We start from the raw sequence: 15,536 nt of genomic DNA on the forward strand, positions 1-15,536 counted from the left end.
AATGAGGCATTTATTAATGCAGGATAGAAATTTAGTGAATGTCAATCTGACAAAGGAGATGAAGACCAGCTTTATCGATTACGCCATGAGTGTTATCGTTGCGCGGGCTCTTCCTGATGTTCGAGACGGTCTAAAGCCTGTTCATCGTCGTATTCTTTATGGAATGAATGAACTAGGTGTTACACCAGACAAACCTCATAAAAAATCAGCCCGTATTACAGGGGATGTTATGGGTAAATACCACCCACACGGGGATTCATCTATTTATGAAGCCATGGTTCGTATGGCTCAGTGGTGGAGCTACCGTTACATGCTTGTCGATGGGCATGGAAACTTTGGTTCCATGGACGGGGATGGTGCCGCCGCACAGCGTTACACAGAAGCACGTATGAGCAAGATTGCTCTTGAAATGCTTCGTGACATCAATAAAAATACGGTTGATTTCGTTGATAACTACGATGCCAATGAGCGTGAGCCCTTGGTCTTGCCAGCTCGTTTTCCAAACCTTTTGGTCAATGGGGCAACTGGTATCGCTGTTGGGATGGCAACTAATATCCCACCTCATAACTTGGGTGAAACCATTGATGCGGTGAAGTTGGTTATGGACAATCCTGAAGTAACTACTAGGGACTTGATGGAAGTCTTGCCTGGTCCAGATTTTCCAACTGGTGCCCTTGTCATGGGGAAATCAGGAATTTATAAGGCTTATGAGACTGGTAAGGGTTCTATTGTTCTCCGTTCTCGAACAGAGATTGAGACGACTAAGACAGGGCGTGAGCGCATCGTGGTAACAGAATTTCCTTATATGGTCAATAAAACCAAGGTCCATGAGCATATCGTTCGTTTGGCGCAAGAAAAACGAATTGAGGGCATTACAGCTGTACGTGATGAATCCAACCGTGAAGGGGTTCGTTTCATTATCGAAGTGAAGCGTGATGCTTCTGCGAATGTCATCCTCAATAACCTCTTCAAGATGACGCAGATGCAAACTAACTTTGGTTTCAATATGCTTGCTATTCAAAATGGTGTACCAAAGATTTTGTCTCTTCGCCAAATTTTAGATGCTTATATTGAACACCAAAAAGAGGTAGTTGTTCGTCGTACCCGTTTTGACAAGGAAAAGGCAGAAGCACGTGCGCACATCTTAGAAGGTCTTTTAATCGCGTTAGATCATATCGACGAAGTGATTCGTATCATCCGTGCTAGTGAAACGGATGCCGAAGCACAAGCTGAGTTGATGAGCAAGTTCAAGCTTTCTGAACGTCAAAGTCAGGCTATCCTTGATATGCGTCTTCGCCGCTTGACAGGATTGGAACGCGATAAGATTCAGTCTGAATATGATGAATTGATTGCCTTGATTGCAGATTTGGCTGATATTCTTGCTAAACCAGAACGTGTGGCACAAATCATAAAAGATGAATTGGATGAAGTAAAACGTAAATTTGGTGACAAACGTCGTACCGAGTTAATGGTTGGAGAAGTCTTAACTCTTGAAGATGAAGACTTGATTGAGGAGTCAGATGTCTTAATCACTCTTTCTAACAAGGGCTATATCAAACGTTTGGACCAAGGCGAATTCACTGCTCAAAAACGTGGTGGTCGTGGAGTCCAAGGTACGGGAGTTAAGGATGATGACTTTGTGCGTGAGTTGGTTTCAACCAGCACCCATGATCATTTGCTCTTCTTTACCAATAAGGGCCGTGTATACCGACTAAAAGGTTATGAAATTCCTGAATACGGTCGCACAGCCAAGGGATTGCCGGTTGTCAATCTTTTGAAGCTGGATGAAGGGGAGAGCATACAGACCATCATTAATGTTAAATCTGAACGTAGTGATGACGCCTATCTTTTCTTCACAACCCGTCACGGTATCGTGAAGCGAACCAGTGTTAAAGAATTTGCTAATATCCGCCAAAATGGACTTAAGGCTTTGAATCTCAAGGATGAAGATGAACTGATTAACGTCTTGCTGACAGAAGAAGACACAGATATCATCATTGGTACCAAATTTGGTTATGCCGTTCGCTTTAATCAATCAGCCGTTCGTGGTATGAGCCGTATCGCGACAGGGGTTCGAGGAGTTAACCTTCGTGAAGGAGATACTGTAGTTGGTGCTAGTGTCATCACTGACCAGGACGAGGTCCTTATCATCACTGAAAAAGGTTATGGTAAACGTACTCTTGCAACTGAATATCCAACAAAAGGTCGTGGTGGTAAAGGAATGAAGACAGCCAATGTTGCTGAGAAAAATGGCCCTCTTGCAGGTCTCCTCACTGTTAAAGGAGATGAAGACCTGATGATTATCACGGATACAGGTGTTATGATTCGAACAAATGTTGCCAATATTTCACAAACAGGACGCTCAACTATGGGAGTTAAGGTGATGCGTCTAGACCAGGATGCCAAGATTGTGACCTTTACAACGGTTGATGCGGTAGAAAAAGAAGAAGTTGGGACTGAAAACGAAACAGAAGGTAAAGCATAATGTCTCATAAAAAAACGAAAAGTAAGAAGAATAAGCGTAGGAATTTATTTCTCAATATTTTAGCAGTTTTCTTAATCCTTTTATCCTTAGCTTTGATTTTTAATTCAAAGATTCGAGATCTCTTTATGGTATGGAATACCAATAAATACCAAGTCAATCAGGTTACTAAAGAAAATATAGATGAAAATCTCAAAACAGAAGGAAATTTTGATTTTGATTCGGTTAAATCTATCTCATCTGAAGCAGTTCTAGCCGCTCAGTGGGACGCTCAGAAGCTTCCCGTTATTGGAGGAATTGCTATTCCCGAAGTGGAGATTAACCTACCGATTTTCAAAGGGCTGGATAATGTAAACTTGTTCTACGGAGCAGGAACCATGAAACCAGACCAAAAAATGGGAGAGGGCAACTATTCTCTAGCAAGTCACCATATCTTTACTGCTGAAAATGCCAGTCAAATGCTCTTTTCACCTTTAGTTAACGCTAAAGCGGGTATGAAAATTTACCTGACTGATAAGGATAAGGTTTATACTTATGAGATTACGGAAGTTAAACACGTTACTCCGGACCGAGTAGATGAAATCGAAGATCGTGATGGTATCAAAGAAATCACATTGGTGACCTGTGTGGACTATAATGCGACAGAGCGGATTATTGTTAAAGGTGATTTTAAAGAAGTTAAAGCTTATTCTGAAACATCTGATGATATCCTAAGCGCCTTTAATAAGCCATATAAACAACGTTATTAACCTCAAAAACCAGTGAATTGTATTTTTCACTGGTTTTTGTCAAATAGAAGCGTCAGTCAAAGGAGAATGATGCATGTTCGAATATTTTTTGTTTGGAATGAAAACGATGTGGGAAAGTCCTGTCTTTAGTTTTGCCTTTTACTTATTAGCCTCTATTCTTTTACTAATCTTTTGGCGACGTTTTATAATTGTCCGTCGTAGTGGTGGTGATTTTTTTGCCCCGTTTCACATTGCCAATGGGAGATTTTATATTCACAATGCTTTTGTATTTGTGAAGAGAATCATTCCGCTGAATAACATCAAAATGATTGAAGTCAAATATATTCGAAGTGTCAAATTGAATGGGGCAAGGTATCATTTGTGTATCGAAAGAAAAGATGGAAAAGCTGTCAGTTTTTTCTTTGGACAATCAAAACAGAATGATCTCCTTGTGAAGAATCTAAAGAATGAAACTAAAAACTACCATATTAGAATTGTAATAGATGGATAAGTGTTTAGCTTAAGAAAGGAATGATCATGGATAAGCTACAAGAAGTCAGAGAAAATGAACACTTAAGTACCTTACTGATGACTGAATGTGATATTTATTTTTATGACAAGATAAGTGAAGTTCAGTTTTCAGGGAACAATGAGGAATACTCTCTTGCCTGTAAGGCATTTGCTCAAGACGGTAGTGGGGGAGAATATGTTTTTCTCGAAGATAACAGCATAGGCTTTATCGGAAGTGAGGGCCAAGTTGGGAGAGTAGCAGAAAGTCTGGATGACTTACTGACATTCCTACTTCACGCAGGTTGTATTTCGGATTTTAGCTGTCGGTATCTTTATCAGAACACAGACTTATTGAAAGCATTTTGTAGGGGCTATGTGTCTAAAATACGAGAAAGCTATCAGGCTAAGCAGGAAAATTGGGATCTGGTACGAGGAAATATGGCTCAAAAACTATCACTTGATTTCAATCCTAAAAAACTAGAAGAAGTAGCCATGACATTTTATCAAGCGGCGACAAGGAAGCCTGTCTTTTCCTGTAAGTATATAGGCGGTGAAGAAGAATATACCTGTGATTCAGTCTTGTCGGACATTGTGGGCTTGTGGACGACAGAACTTGTAGGCATGAGTAGAGAAGAAATTGAAAACTATAAAATTTGATAATGTATGATGCTTGCAAGATGATCATTCAACTTTAATGGTATCTTTTCAATGTGAAAGGAAACTGGTCAGTAGGTTGAAAGGTTTATCGTAAGTAACCGAAGGATGCCTGGCATAAGAGAGGATAGATAATGAGTCGGTTAAGAGAAAAGTCTTTAGTTAGGCTCAAAGAAGACATAACAAGTAGTTTTCCATTTGACAAGGATCTTCCTATGATATTCTTGGGAGAAATTGCCAATATGGCTGGATACTGAATCTTCATAGGAAAATCGGGGAAGTCTTATTTTGGATATCATATTTCACATTTTAGAGAACTAAGTGAAGATGAGATATAGGACTTTCGCAGTAGGAAAAATAGATGAGGAGTTGACAATGAATAATCAGATTGACTTGGCACTTCCAAACCTATACGCAAAATTCTTGAGTAGAATTGACAAGGCAGGAGAGTTGATAATAGAGAATGCAGGCATCACCTTATACTCAAGACTAGATTTGCTAGAAAGAAACTTCACCTACTAAATAGAAGAGTGGGAACCTGATTTTTTCCTGATTAGGCAAGATGGGATGTCGCTTTTTTTATAAAGAAAGATTCTGACGATACTATTTATATGAATGATTTGGGGGCATTAGGTTCACTGGAAATGAAACCCATATCTTTGAATATTTTCGAGTTTGTGCAACAAGCGAGTGAACATTTTGATTAATGTTACTAAATTTTTAGTAAATGATAATGATTTGGAGAGTGAACAATGAATTTTGATGAGAGTTTACAGCAATACACTTATGAGCATGAGGGAGTGATCTTTGTTTGGGACAAAGAGCCTGCTTGTGACTTTATAGATAAAGTTGAACTGTTATCAAAAAATTATCAGGAAAATCTCAATAGAATTATCAACTTTATGCTAGCTGATCTTAAGGAAATGTATGGAGAAGTCAGCGAGGAAGATGTGAAGAACAAGCTGGGGAAACCTATCATTGACTACAATCAAGGAACAGTTAGTTATTGTGAGCAAACCTTCGATGACTGGCACCTATTTGAGTTTGAATTTTGGGATGATCAATTTGAAACATTGAAATGTTTTTCTGTTAATGGGTAAAGGAAAGATTTATGGAATTCCCCCAATGCCTTGATTTTCTTTGTAGAAAACGTATACAAGAAAGGCTTTTCAAAATGCGTGCTTTATGTTATAATATTCACAAATAAAAGTTTAGGAGTTTTTTATGGTCTCTTCAGAATTTATTTCAAAGATTGAATTTGCTTGCAAGAAGAAAGAAAGTCTTTATAGCCAAAGTAAGTTTAAGTATGCGATTCGTTCCATGTTTGCAGGTGCCTTTCTAACATTTAGTACGGCTGCAGGTGCAGTTGGGGCTGACTTGATTAATAAGATCGCTCCAGGTAGTGGACGTTTTCTCTTCCCATTTGTTTTTGCTTGGGGATTGGCCTACATTGTTTTCTTAAATGCTGAGCTGGTAACTTCAAATATGATGTTTTTGACAGCAGGTAGTTTCTTGAAAAAAATTTCATGGAGAAAAACAGCTGAGATTTTACTATACTGTACCTTGTTCAACCTTATCGGAGCTTTGATAGCAGGTTGGGGCTTTGCCCACTCAGCAGCCTATGCAAATCTAACACATGATAGCTTCATTTCAGGGGTTGTAGAGATGAAGTTAGGTCGTTCAAATGAGTTAGTCTTGCTTGAAGGTATTTTAGCCAATATCTTTGTAAACATTGCCATTCTTTCCTTCGTTTTGGTGAAAGACGGTGGCGCCAAACTTTGGCTTGTCTTATCAGCAATTTACATGTTTGTATTCCTAACAAACGAACACATTGCTGCGAACTTTGCTTCTTTTGCGATTGTTAAGTTCAGTGTTGCAGCTGATTCTATTGCTAATTTTGACATACCTAATATTCTTCGTCACTGGGGTGTGACCTTTATTGGGAACTTTATCGGAGGAGGTCTCTTGATGGGATTACCATACGCTTTCCTCAATAAAAACGAAGATACTTATGTCGATTAAAGAAACGAGCACGAGTGAATCGTGCTTTTTTGTTTGATGTGTAAGACTAGTCATAGTTGTTCCTTATATCAAAATATAGAAAAACAGTATTGGAAAAGACTAGCCTAAGATGATACAATATCCCTAATGAAGCTATTTGGAGGTCGTCATATGACTCGTGATTTTAAATTTGAAACCCTACAATTACATGCTGGGCAAGTAGTTGATCCAGCGACTAAATCTCGTGCAGTACCGATTTATCAAACAACATCCTTCGTTTTTGATGACACGCAAGAAGGTGCCGATTTGTTTGCCTTGAGAAAACCAGGGAACATTTATACTCGTATCACAAACCCTACAACAGCAGCCTTTGAAGAAAGAATCGCTGCCCTTGAAGGTGGTGTTGGAGCACTAGCGACAGCATCAGGGATGGCTGCTGTAACCTACACTATTTTGGCGCTTGCTCACGCAGGTGACCATGTGGTGGCTGCGTCAACTATTTACGGTGGGACCTTCAATCTCTTGAAAGAAACCCTTCCTCGTTATGGAATCACAACTACCTTTGTAGATGTGGATAATTTGGAGGAAGTTGAAGCAGCTATCAATGACAATACCAAGCTTGTCTTGATTGAAACCTTGGGGAATCCCTTGATTAACATTCCTGACTTGGAAAAATTGGCTGAGATTGCGCATAAACACCAGATTCCTCTCGTTTCTGACAATACTTTTGCCACACCATATTTGATTAACGTCTTCTCTCACGGTGTAGATATTTCCATTCACTCAGCAACTAAGTTTATCGGTGGGCATGGTACGACTATTGGAGGAGTGATTGTCGATAGCGGTCGTTTTGACTGGGCAGCTTCAGGGAAGTTCCCTCAATTTGTTGAGGAAGATCCGAGCTACCATAACTTGAGCTATACTCGTGATGTGGGTGCAGCAGCCTTTATTATCGCTGTTCGTGTTCAATTGCTCCGTGATACAGGTGCTGCCTTGTCACCGTTTAATGCCTTTCTCTTGCTCCAAGGGCTTGAAACTCTCTCTCTTCGTGTGGAACGCCATGTGCAAAATGCAGAGAAAATTGTTGATTTCCTTGTCAACCATCCTAAGGTAGAGAAGGTAAATTATCCAAAACTAGCTGACAGTCCTTACCATGCCTTGGCTGAGAAATATTTGCCAAAAGGTGTTGGTTCAATCTTTACCTTCCATGTCAAAGGTGGAGAGGCAGAAGCCCGCAAGGTGATTGATAATCTGGAAATCTTCTCTGACCTTGCAAACGTAGCAGATGCAAAATCTCTTGTTGTCCATCCTGCGACAACTACTCACGGTCAATTGTCAGAAAAAGACCTAGAAGCAGCAGGTGTCACACCAAACCAAATCCGCTTGTCTATTGGACTTGAAAATGTAGAGGATTTGATTGAAGATTTGCGCTTGGCCTTGGAAAAAATTTAAAGTAAAAGAAGATAAACAGTGGGTTTCGACTCGCTGTTTTTGATTTTCCCTCAGGCATGATATAATGGTTACAGAAGTCTAGAAAGAGGAAAGTTATGAACGAAATCAAATGTCCCAACTGTGGGGAAGTCTTTACAGTAAATGAAAGTCAGTATGCCGAACTTTTATCCCAAGTGAGAACGGTTGAGTTTGATAAGGAATTGCACGATCGCATGAAGCAGGAGCTGGCCTTAGCTGAGCAAAAGGCTATGAATGAGCAACAGTCTAAACTAGCTCAAAAAGACCAAGAAATCGCGCAATTGCAGAGTCAAATCCAAAACTTTGATACAGAGAAAGAGCTGGCCAAGAAAGAGGTTGAACAGACAAGCCATGAGGCTTTATTGGCCAAGGACAAGGAAGTACAGGCCTTGGAAAACCAACTGGCGACCTTGCGTTTAGAGCATGAAAACCAACTTCAAAAGACTCTCTCTGATTTAGAAAGAGAGCGTGATCAGGTCAAAAATCAGCTCCTCTTGCAAGAAAAGGAAAACGAGCTGTCTTTGGCTTCTGTTAAGCAGAATTACGAAGCCCAGCTTAAGGCAGCCAGTGAGCAAGTAGAATTTTATAAGAATTTCAAAGCCCAACAATCCACAAAAGCGATTGGTGAAAGTTTGGAACAGTATGCAGAAAGTGAGTTCAATAAGGTTCGTAGTTTTGCCTTTCCAAATGCCTACTTTGAGAAGGATAATAAGGTTTCTGCGCGTGGATCTAAGGGGGACTTTATCTTCCGTGAATGTGATGAAAATGGTATCGAATTCATTTCCATTATGTTTGAGATGAAAAATGAAGCGGATGGGACTGAGAAGAAGCATAAGAATGCAGATTTTTACAAGGAATTGGACAAGGATCGTCGTGAAAAGAACTGTGAATATGCGGTTCTGGTGACCATGCTAGAAGCGGATAACGACTACTTTAACACAGGGATTGTTGATGTCAGCCACGAGTATGAAAAGATGTATGTGGTCCGTCCTCAGTTCTTTATCCAGTTGATTGGTCTCTTACGCAATGCCGCGCTTAATTCCCTTAAATACAAGCAAGAGTTGGCCTTGGTTCGCGAGCAAAATATCGATATTACACATTTTGAGGAAGATTTGGACGCCTTTAAGCTAGCCTTTGCAAAGAACTACAACTCTGCTTCAACCAATTTTGGTAAAGCTATTGATGAAATCGACAAGGCCATCAAACGCATGGAAGAGGTCAAGAAGTTCCTAACCACATCCGAAAACCAACTCCGCCTCGCAAATAATAAATTAGAAGATGTTTCAGTTAAAAAATTGACCCGAAAAAATCCAACTATGAAAGCGAAGTTTGAAGCACTGAAGGGGGAGTAGTTTCATTTGTAATGTATGGTACTAGTTCAACAATATGAATTAGGAATTATATAATGAATAATAAAAGCTTAATACCTATGCCTGATCTCAATTGGGATGACATAGTACATCTATCAAAAGAAAATGAAAAGTTAATTGTTAATTTTCTAAGTGCATTAGACGAGTTACATACAATCAATCAATTTTATCATATTTATATTTTTAATTTTTATCAAATATTTTATCACTTTGAGTTGGATACTAACGATAACATAAGAAAACAAAATGGTTTGAATGGTGATGAATTCATTATTATTAATTCTTTACTTATAAATTTAATGAGCTCATCTAAGACTTTAGTTGATTTGTTAATCCGCTTTGATAAAAAATATTCACAAAAGTTAGAAAAAACGATAAATAAAATATATGATTCAGAGCTTTCGTATATATTGATTATGACTTTAAGAAATTTCGCATTGCATGGACACATTCCTCTATCTTTCAATCAAAATAAGTATAGCTTTAATTTAGATTATATACTAAAAGAAGGCGAAAAGTTTAATTTCAGTAAGTCGTCAAAGGAAACTTTTATAAGAATTCGTGATGAAATTAGACATGTGTATGGAGATATAGCAAATATTGCTTTTACAAAAATACTTATGGATTTTCACTTTAATTTACTAAAAATTTATTATCACTTTTATCTCGAAAATCAATCTTTACTAACAAGTTTCTTTAAATCTGAAGAGTTAAAATTACAAAAAGAGAAAAGAAAGATAAAAAATGGACAATTAATTATAGAGATTGATGGGGAATGTCACAGTATTATAATGTCCAGTAAAATAGCATTGTTGAATAAACTAATGCAAGAAGCAAAAATTAACTTTTACGATTTTAAGAAACAAAAGTCAAAAAGTCGTAGGGAAAAAAGTTAAAAGATAGCAGTAAACTAGAAAGCAACAGATGAACGGTATTATTAACTTAAAAAAAGAAGCGGGGATGACCTCGCATGACGCGGTTTTTAAGCTGCGTAAGATTTTGGGAACCAAGAAAATTGGTCATGGTGGGACTTTGGATCCGGATGTAGTGGGTGTTTTGCCTATTGCGGTGGGCAAGGCGACCCGCATGGTCGAGTTTATGCAGGATGAGGGCAAGGTCTATGAGGGGGAAATCACTCTCGGCTATTCAACGACGACCGAGGATGCTAGTGGGGAAGTAGTCGCAGAAACTCCTGTTTTGTCGCCCTTGGATGAAATCATTGTCGATAAAGCCATTGCGAGCCTGACTGGGCCTATTACTCAGATTCCGCCTATGTACTCGGCTGTCAAGGTTAATGGTCGCAAACTCTATGAGTATGCACGTGCAGGTCAGGAAGTGGAGCGTCCAGAACGTCAGGTGACTATTTATCAATTTGAGAGGACAAGTCCGATTTCTTATGAGGGCGAACTTGCACGATTCACTTTTCGTGTGAAATGCAGTAAGGGAACTTATATCCGTACCTTGTCTGTTGACTTGGGAGAGAAGCTGGGTTATGCGGCCCATATGTCCCATTTGACTCGGACGAGTGCAGCAGGTTTACAACTGGAGGATGCTCTTACCTTGGACGAAATTGCTGAAAAAGTGGAGGCTGGTCAACTGGACTTTCTCCATCCTCTTGAAATTGGAATAGGTGACCTTGTTAAAGTTATCCTAACTCCAGAAGAGGCTACAGAAGTGCGCTTTGGTCGTTTTATCGAGCTTGAACAGTCGGACAAGGAATTGGCTGCTTTTGAAGGTGATAAATTACTTGCCATTTTAGAAAAAAGAGGCAATCTCTATAAGCCAAGGAAGGTTTTTAGCTAGTTTAACTAGAGTGTGGGGATGGAATCGTTTCCCCCTAGACTATCCAAATCAGACTATAAATTTTGAAAAAAATATGATAGAATAGACGACGGATAAAAAAACGGAGGATAGCATGCAAAATAGACCAATCATTATCGGAGTGACAGGTGGTTCTGGTGGTGGTAAGACCAGTGTTTCAAGAGCCATTTTATCGCATTTCCCTGATGAAAAGATTTCCATGATTGAGCATGATTCATACTACAAGGATCAGTCTCACTTGACTTTTGAAGAGCGTGTCAAAACCAACTACGACCATCCATTTGCCTTTGATACAGACTTGATGATCGAGCAGATTAAGGAATTGTTGGCAGGGCGCCCAGTGGATATCCCGACTTATGACTATACAGAGCATACACGGAGTAGCAAGACCTATCGTCAGGAGCCTCAGGATGTCTTTATCGTTGAGGGGATTCTGGTCTTGGAGGACAAGCGCCTGCGCGATTTGATGGATATCAAGATTTTTGTGGATACAGATGATGATGTGCGTATTATTCGTCGGATCAAGCGTGATATGGAAGAGCGTGGACGTAGCCTTGACAGTGTCATTGAGCAGTACTTAGGTGTAGTTAAACCTATGTACCACCAGTTTATCGAGCCGACCAAGCGCTATGCGGATATCGTCATTCCTGAAGGAGTCAGCAATACCGTTGCTATCGACCTTTTGACCACCAAAATTTCTAAGATTTTGGAAGAAGCTCGAAACAGCAAATAAACAGATGAGGAGGCCTAGCCTCCTTTTTCTATTTTTCCTTTCGTTTCGGTATGCAAAAGGTGATTTTTAAGCATGTTTTTGGTATAATAATACCCATGGAAAAGCAAGAAAATGAATAGTAGGTGAAGATGGAAAAGTATTTATCGGTAACAACTTTGACCAAGTATCTGAAAATGAAATTCGATAAAGACCCTTACTTGGAACGGGTCTATTTAACTGGTCAAGTTTCCAACTTTCGTAAACGACCTACTCACCAATATTTCTCCTTAAAAGATGACCATGCAGTTATTCAAGCAACCATCTGGTCAGGGATCTATCAGAAATTAGGTTTCGACCTCGAAGAAGGAATGAAAATCAATTTAATTGGGCGTGTGCAGGTTTATGAACCCAGTGGGAGCTACTCTATCATCATTGAAAAAGCTGAGCCTGATGGGGTTGGGGCGCTTGCGATTCAGTTTGAACAACTCAAGAAGAAACTGACAGAAGAAGGCCTGTTTCAAGAGAGGTTCAAGCAACCTCTTCCCCAATTTGCTAAGCGAATCGGTGTGGTAACCAGTCGCAGTGGAGCTGTTATTCGAGATATTATCACGACCGTCAGCAGACGTTTTCCAGGTGTTGATATCCTTCTCTATCCGACCAAGGTACAAGGTGATGGAGCTGCGGACGAAATTGCTCGAAATATTGCGCGTGCCAATCAACGTGAGGACCTAGATGTTCTCATCATTGGTCGTGGTGGGGGTTCCATCGAGGATCTCTGGGCTTTTAACGAAGAGATCGTGGTACGGGCTATTTTTGAATCCCGTTTACCCATCATCTCTAGTGTTGGTCATGAGACGGATGTGACCTTGGCGGATTTTGTGGCAGATAGACGGGCTGCAACGCCAACAGCTGCGGCTGAATTGGCAACGCCTGTGACCAAGTTGGATCTATTGACGCATTTGCAAAATCAAGAAAAACGGATGGCAACAGCAGTTCAGAATGTCCTGTCAAGAAAAAAAGAAGCTCTGAAAAAATGCAGTCAGTCAGTCATCTTTAGACAACCAGAGCGCTTGTATGACGGCTATTTGCAACGGTTAGATCAACTACAACTGCGCTTAAAACAAAGTTTGCGAACACGGATTTCTGATAATAAACAGCTAGTCCAAGCAAGGACGCATCAACTAGTCCAATTATCACCTATAACCAAAATCCAGCGTTATCAAGACCGTTTAAGCCAGTTGGACAAGCTCCTACGTAGCCAAATGGCGCTGGTTTATGATGCCAAGGTTGCTGAGGTGAAAAGACTTTCAGAAGCCTTGCTGATGTTGGATACCAGTCGTATCGTGGCGCGTGGCTATGCTATTGTCAAAAAAGAAGAGTCAGTCATCGATTCGGTTGAAAATTTGAAGAAAAAAGACCAAGTGACGCTTTTGATGCGAGATGGTCAAGTAGAATTAGAGGTTAAAGATGTCAAAACAAAAGAAATTTGAGGAAAATCTAGCAGAACTGGAGACCATTGTCCAAAGTTTGGAAAATGGTGAAATTGCTTTGGAAGATGCGATTGCGGCCTTTCAAAAAGGCATGGTCTTGTCAAAAGAACTCCAAGTGACGCTGGACAAGGCTGAAAAGACCTTGGTTAAGGTCATGCAAGAAGACGGAACAGAAAGTGATTTTGAATGAAGAAGCAAGAAAAATTAGCTCTTGTTGAGTCGGCTTTGGAAAATTTTTATGGAGACCAGCAGTTTGCCTCTAGTTTGCGAGAGTCCGTTCTCTATTCCATTCATGCTGGTGGCAAGCGTATTCGACCTTTTCTCTTGTTAGAGGTTTTGGAAGCCTTGCATGTTGCTATTAGACCAGCGCATGCCCAGGTGGCCGCGGCCTTGGAAATGATTCATACAGGGAGCTTGATTCACGATGACCTTCCTGCTATGGATGATGACGATTACCGTCGAGGGCGTTTAACCAATCATAAGAAATTTGGCGAAGCGATGGCAATATTGGCAGGAGATGCCTTGTTCCTAGATCCCTATGCCTTGATAGCGCAAGCAGATTTGCCAAGCCAGATCAAGGTGGACTTGATTGCTAACTTATCCCTTGCGTCAGGTAGTCTGGGCATGGTGGCAGGGCAGGTTTTAGATATGGAAGGCGAACACCAGCATTTGTCCTTGGAAGAACTCCAGACCATTCATGCCAATAAAACTGGAAAATTACTAGCCTATCCTTTCCAAGCCGCCGCTATCATAGCAGAATTAGTGCCTGAAATCCAAGCAAAACTGAAAACGGTTGGTGAATTGATTGGGCTGGCCTTTCAAGTTCGAGATGATGTGCTGGATGTGACAGCTAGTTTTGAGGAAATCGGCAAGACTCCGCAAAAGGATTTACAAGCTGAAAAATCAACCTATCCTGCCTTGTTGGGCTTGGAAGAGGCTATTGCCTTTTGTAACCAAACTCTGGATCAAGCCGAGGCCAAATTAGAAGAAATTGCCCAGCAGGTTCCCTTTGAAACAGAATCGATTGTGAAAGTAGTAGAAAGTTTGAGAATCAATGGCTAAGGAAAGAGTGGATGTACTAGCTTATAAACAGGGCTTGTTTGAAACGCGAGAACAGGCCAAGCGCGGTGTCATGGCAGGTCTAGTCGTAGCAGTCCTTAATGGAGAACGGTTTGACAAACCAGGAGAGAAAATCCCAGATGATACTGAACTAAAACTCAAGGGTGAAAAACTCAAGTATGTCAGTCGAGGTGGTCTAAAACTAGAGAAGGCCTTGCAGGTATTTGATTTATCAGTGGAGGGAGCGACAACGATTGATATTGGGGCCTCCACTGGAGGATTTACTGACGTCATGTTGCAAAATGGTGCTGAGTTGGTCTTTGCAGTCGATGTTGGCACCAATCAGTTGGCTTGGAAATTACGTCAAGACCCACGGGTTGTCAGCATGGAGCAGTTTAATTTTCGTTATGCTGAAAAGACTGATTTTGAGCAGGAACCGAGCTTTGCCAGTATTGATGTGAGTTTCATTTCCCTCAGTCTAATCTTGCCAGCCTTGCACCGTGTCTTGGCAGATCAAGGGCAGGTGGTGGCTCTGGTTAAGCCCCAGTTTGAAGCAGGTCGTGAGCAGATTGGAAAGAATGGAATCATTCGAGATGCCAAGGTTCATCAAACTGTCCTTGAAGCTGTCACTGCTATGGCAGTTGAACAAGGGTTTTCAGTGCTTGGATTAGACTATTCACCAATACAAGGTGGACATGGAAATATCGAATTTCTGGCATATTTGAAAAAGGAAGAGGGAGCAAGTAACCAAGTTGCTCCTGAAATAGAAAAAGTTGTAGAGAGAGCACATAGAGAATTTAAAGATGAATAAAAAAGAGAGACTTGAAAAAATTAGAAGATTTGTTACGGATTACCAAATCGGGACTCAGGAAGAAATCGTTGAGCATTTGAAGGAAGCAGGTATTTCTGCTACGCAAGCCACTGTATCAAGGGACATCAAAGAGCTCGGTATTGTTAAAATTCCTTTGAAGAACAATACTTATATCTATGAATTGCCAAAATCAATTGTTAAGAGTTTGCAGTTGGCTGAGGACAATATTGTGAGTTCTGAGTTAATGGGAAATATGATCAATCTTGCTGTCATTCCTGGAAATACTATTTTTGTGAAGAGTCAGTTGGTTGAGGCATTCTCTGAACAGATTTTTAGCTGTCTAGCTGATGATGATTCTATCTTAATTGTAGCTAGAACAGCAGAGGCGGCTGAAGAAATTGTTGAACAAGTCAAAAAATGGTAGGTCA

At 40.4% G+C, this 15,536-nt stretch carries 16 protein-coding genes and 1 pseudogene; all 17 read left to right on the top strand.

The window, feature by feature from the left end; translation table 11 throughout:
- Positions 1 to 16: 16 nt before the first annotated feature.
- On the top strand, positions 17 to 2,485 hold the full coding sequence (gene gyrA, locus B7725_RS05370; protein ID WP_084874981.1) for a DNA gyrase subunit A: 2,469 nt from the start codon (positions 17 to 19) through the stop codon (positions 2,483 to 2,485).
- Positions 2,485 to 3,231 carry a class A sortase gene (locus B7725_RS05375; RefSeq protein ID WP_084852316.1) on the top strand — a complete coding sequence of 249 codons (747 nt, stop codon included), beginning with the start codon at positions 2,485 to 2,487 and terminating at the stop codon, positions 3,229 to 3,231. The genes gyrA and B7725_RS05375 overlap by 1 nt, the downstream gene beginning before the upstream one ends.
- A gap of 73 nt (positions 3,232 to 3,304) precedes the next feature.
- Positions 3,305 to 3,721: a hypothetical protein gene (locus B7725_RS05380; RefSeq protein WP_084852315.1), complete on the top strand. Its 417-nt coding sequence runs from the start codon at positions 3,305 to 3,307 to the stop codon at positions 3,719 to 3,721.
- 26 nt (positions 3,722 to 3,747) lie between these two features.
- On the top strand, positions 3,748 to 4,377 hold the full coding sequence (locus B7725_RS05385; protein WP_084874983.1) for a hypothetical protein: 630 nt from the start codon (positions 3,748 to 3,750) through the stop codon (positions 4,375 to 4,377).
- A gap of 372 nt (positions 4,378 to 4,749) precedes the next feature.
- Positions 4,750 to 5,081: pseudogene (locus B7725_RS10280) on the top strand (hypothetical protein).
- A 45-nt stretch (positions 5,082 to 5,126) separates the two neighbouring features.
- Complete coding sequence (locus B7725_RS05390) at positions 5,127 to 5,474, top strand: hypothetical protein (RefSeq protein ID WP_084874985.1); 348 nt, start codon at positions 5,127 to 5,129, stop codon at positions 5,472 to 5,474.
- 124 nt (positions 5,475 to 5,598) lie between these two features.
- Positions 5,599 to 6,396 carry a formate/nitrite transporter family protein gene (locus B7725_RS05395; protein WP_000254786.1) on the top strand — a complete coding sequence of 266 codons (798 nt, stop codon included), beginning with the start codon at positions 5,599 to 5,601 and terminating at the stop codon, positions 6,394 to 6,396.
- A 150-nt stretch (positions 6,397 to 6,546) separates the two neighbouring features.
- Positions 6,547 to 7,827: an O-acetylhomoserine aminocarboxypropyltransferase/cysteine synthase family protein gene (locus tag B7725_RS05400; protein ID WP_033585385.1), complete on the top strand. Its 1,281-nt coding sequence runs from the start codon at positions 6,547 to 6,549 to the stop codon at positions 7,825 to 7,827.
- Positions 7,828 to 7,922: 95 nt separating this feature from the next.
- Positions 7,923 to 9,197 (top strand): DUF2130 domain-containing protein, encoded by a 1,275-nt coding sequence (locus B7725_RS05405; RefSeq protein WP_084874987.1) that lies wholly within the window; start codon positions 7,923 to 7,925, stop codon positions 9,195 to 9,197.
- Positions 9,198 to 9,250: 53 nt separating this feature from the next.
- A complete protein-coding gene (locus B7725_RS05410) occupies positions 9,251 to 10,111 on the top strand; it encodes a hypothetical protein (RefSeq protein ID WP_084874989.1) in 861 nt (286 codons plus the stop codon).
- Positions 10,112 to 10,139: 28 nt separating this feature from the next.
- On the top strand, positions 10,140 to 11,018 hold the full coding sequence (gene truB / locus B7725_RS05415; protein ID WP_084874991.1) for a tRNA pseudouridine(55) synthase TruB: 879 nt from the start codon (positions 10,140 to 10,142) through the stop codon (positions 11,016 to 11,018).
- Between the two features lie 112 nt (positions 11,019 to 11,130).
- Complete coding sequence (gene udk, locus B7725_RS05420; RefSeq protein WP_084874993.1) at positions 11,131 to 11,769, top strand: uridine kinase; 639 nt, start codon at positions 11,131 to 11,133, stop codon at positions 11,767 to 11,769.
- Between the two features lie 128 nt (positions 11,770 to 11,897).
- Positions 11,898 to 13,238: an exodeoxyribonuclease VII large subunit gene (gene xseA / locus B7725_RS05425; RefSeq protein ID WP_084874995.1), complete on the top strand. Its 1,341-nt coding sequence runs from the start codon at positions 11,898 to 11,900 to the stop codon at positions 13,236 to 13,238.
- Positions 13,216 to 13,428 (top strand): exodeoxyribonuclease VII small subunit, encoded by a 213-nt coding sequence (locus tag B7725_RS05430; protein ID WP_084874996.1) that lies wholly within the window; start codon positions 13,216 to 13,218, stop codon positions 13,426 to 13,428. Before xseA ends, B7725_RS05430 begins: the two co-directional genes overlap by 23 nt.
- Positions 13,425 to 14,300 (top strand): polyprenyl synthetase family protein, encoded by an 876-nt coding sequence (locus B7725_RS05435; RefSeq protein WP_084874998.1) that lies wholly within the window; start codon positions 13,425 to 13,427, stop codon positions 14,298 to 14,300. Before B7725_RS05430 ends, B7725_RS05435 begins: the two co-directional genes overlap by 4 nt.
- A complete protein-coding gene (locus tag B7725_RS05440) occupies positions 14,293 to 15,108 on the top strand; it encodes a TlyA family RNA methyltransferase (protein WP_084875000.1) in 816 nt (271 codons plus the stop codon). Before B7725_RS05435 ends, B7725_RS05440 begins: the two co-directional genes overlap by 8 nt.
- Positions 15,101 to 15,532, top strand: coding sequence for an arginine repressor (locus B7725_RS05445; protein ID WP_001034390.1), 432 nt, complete (start codon positions 15,101 to 15,103; stop codon positions 15,530 to 15,532). The genes B7725_RS05440 and B7725_RS05445 overlap by 8 nt, the downstream gene beginning before the upstream one ends.
- The last annotated feature ends 4 nt before the right edge of the window (positions 15,533 to 15,536 follow it).

This window comes from Streptococcus oralis subsp. tigurinus, assembly GCF_002096275.1.
In the GTDB taxonomy this organism is placed as follows: domain Bacteria; phylum Bacillota; class Bacilli; order Lactobacillales; family Streptococcaceae; genus Streptococcus; species Streptococcus oralis_CN.

What these genes read in the sequence shown, in the direction of transcription:
- B7725_RS05435 (WP_084874998.1), top strand. Translation starts at nt 13,425, where the DNA reads ATGAAGAAGCAAGAAAAATTAGCTCTTGTTGAGTCGGCTTTGGAAAAT.
- udk (WP_084874993.1), top strand. Translation starts at nt 11,131, where the DNA reads ATGCAAAATAGACCAATCATTATCGGAGTGACAGGTGGTTCTGGTGGT.
- B7725_RS05390 (WP_084874985.1), top strand. Translation starts at nt 5,127, where the DNA reads ATGAATTTTGATGAGAGTTTACAGCAATACACTTATGAGCATGAGGGA.
- B7725_RS05400 (WP_033585385.1), top strand. Translation starts at nt 6,547, where the DNA reads ATGACTCGTGATTTTAAATTTGAAACCCTACAATTACATGCTGGGCAA.
- B7725_RS05385 (WP_084874983.1), top strand. Translation starts at nt 3,748, where the DNA reads ATGGATAAGCTACAAGAAGTCAGAGAAAATGAACACTTAAGTACCTTA.
- B7725_RS05430 (WP_084874996.1), top strand. Translation starts at nt 13,216, where the DNA reads ATGTCAAAACAAAAGAAATTTGAGGAAAATCTAGCAGAACTGGAGACC.
- B7725_RS05405 (WP_084874987.1), top strand. Translation starts at nt 7,923, where the DNA reads ATGAACGAAATCAAATGTCCCAACTGTGGGGAAGTCTTTACAGTAAAT.
- B7725_RS05410 (WP_084874989.1), top strand. Translation starts at nt 9,251, where the DNA reads ATGAATAATAAAAGCTTAATACCTATGCCTGATCTCAATTGGGATGAC.
- B7725_RS05375 (WP_084852316.1), top strand. Translation starts at nt 2,485, where the DNA reads ATGTCTCATAAAAAAACGAAAAGTAAGAAGAATAAGCGTAGGAATTTA.
- truB (WP_084874991.1), top strand. Translation starts at nt 10,140, where the DNA reads ATGAACGGTATTATTAACTTAAAAAAAGAAGCGGGGATGACCTCGCAT.
- B7725_RS05445 (WP_001034390.1), top strand. Translation starts at nt 15,101, where the DNA reads ATGAATAAAAAAGAGAGACTTGAAAAAATTAGAAGATTTGTTACGGAT.
- B7725_RS05440 (WP_084875000.1), top strand. Translation starts at nt 14,293, where the DNA reads ATGGCTAAGGAAAGAGTGGATGTACTAGCTTATAAACAGGGCTTGTTT.
- xseA (WP_084874995.1), top strand. Translation starts at nt 11,898, where the DNA reads ATGGAAAAGTATTTATCGGTAACAACTTTGACCAAGTATCTGAAAATG.
- gyrA (WP_084874981.1), top strand. Translation starts at nt 17, where the DNA reads ATGCAGGATAGAAATTTAGTGAATGTCAATCTGACAAAGGAGATGAAG.
- B7725_RS05395 (WP_000254786.1), top strand. Translation starts at nt 5,599, where the DNA reads ATGGTCTCTTCAGAATTTATTTCAAAGATTGAATTTGCTTGCAAGAAG.
- B7725_RS05380 (WP_084852315.1), top strand. Translation starts at nt 3,305, where the DNA reads ATGTTCGAATATTTTTTGTTTGGAATGAAAACGATGTGGGAAAGTCCT.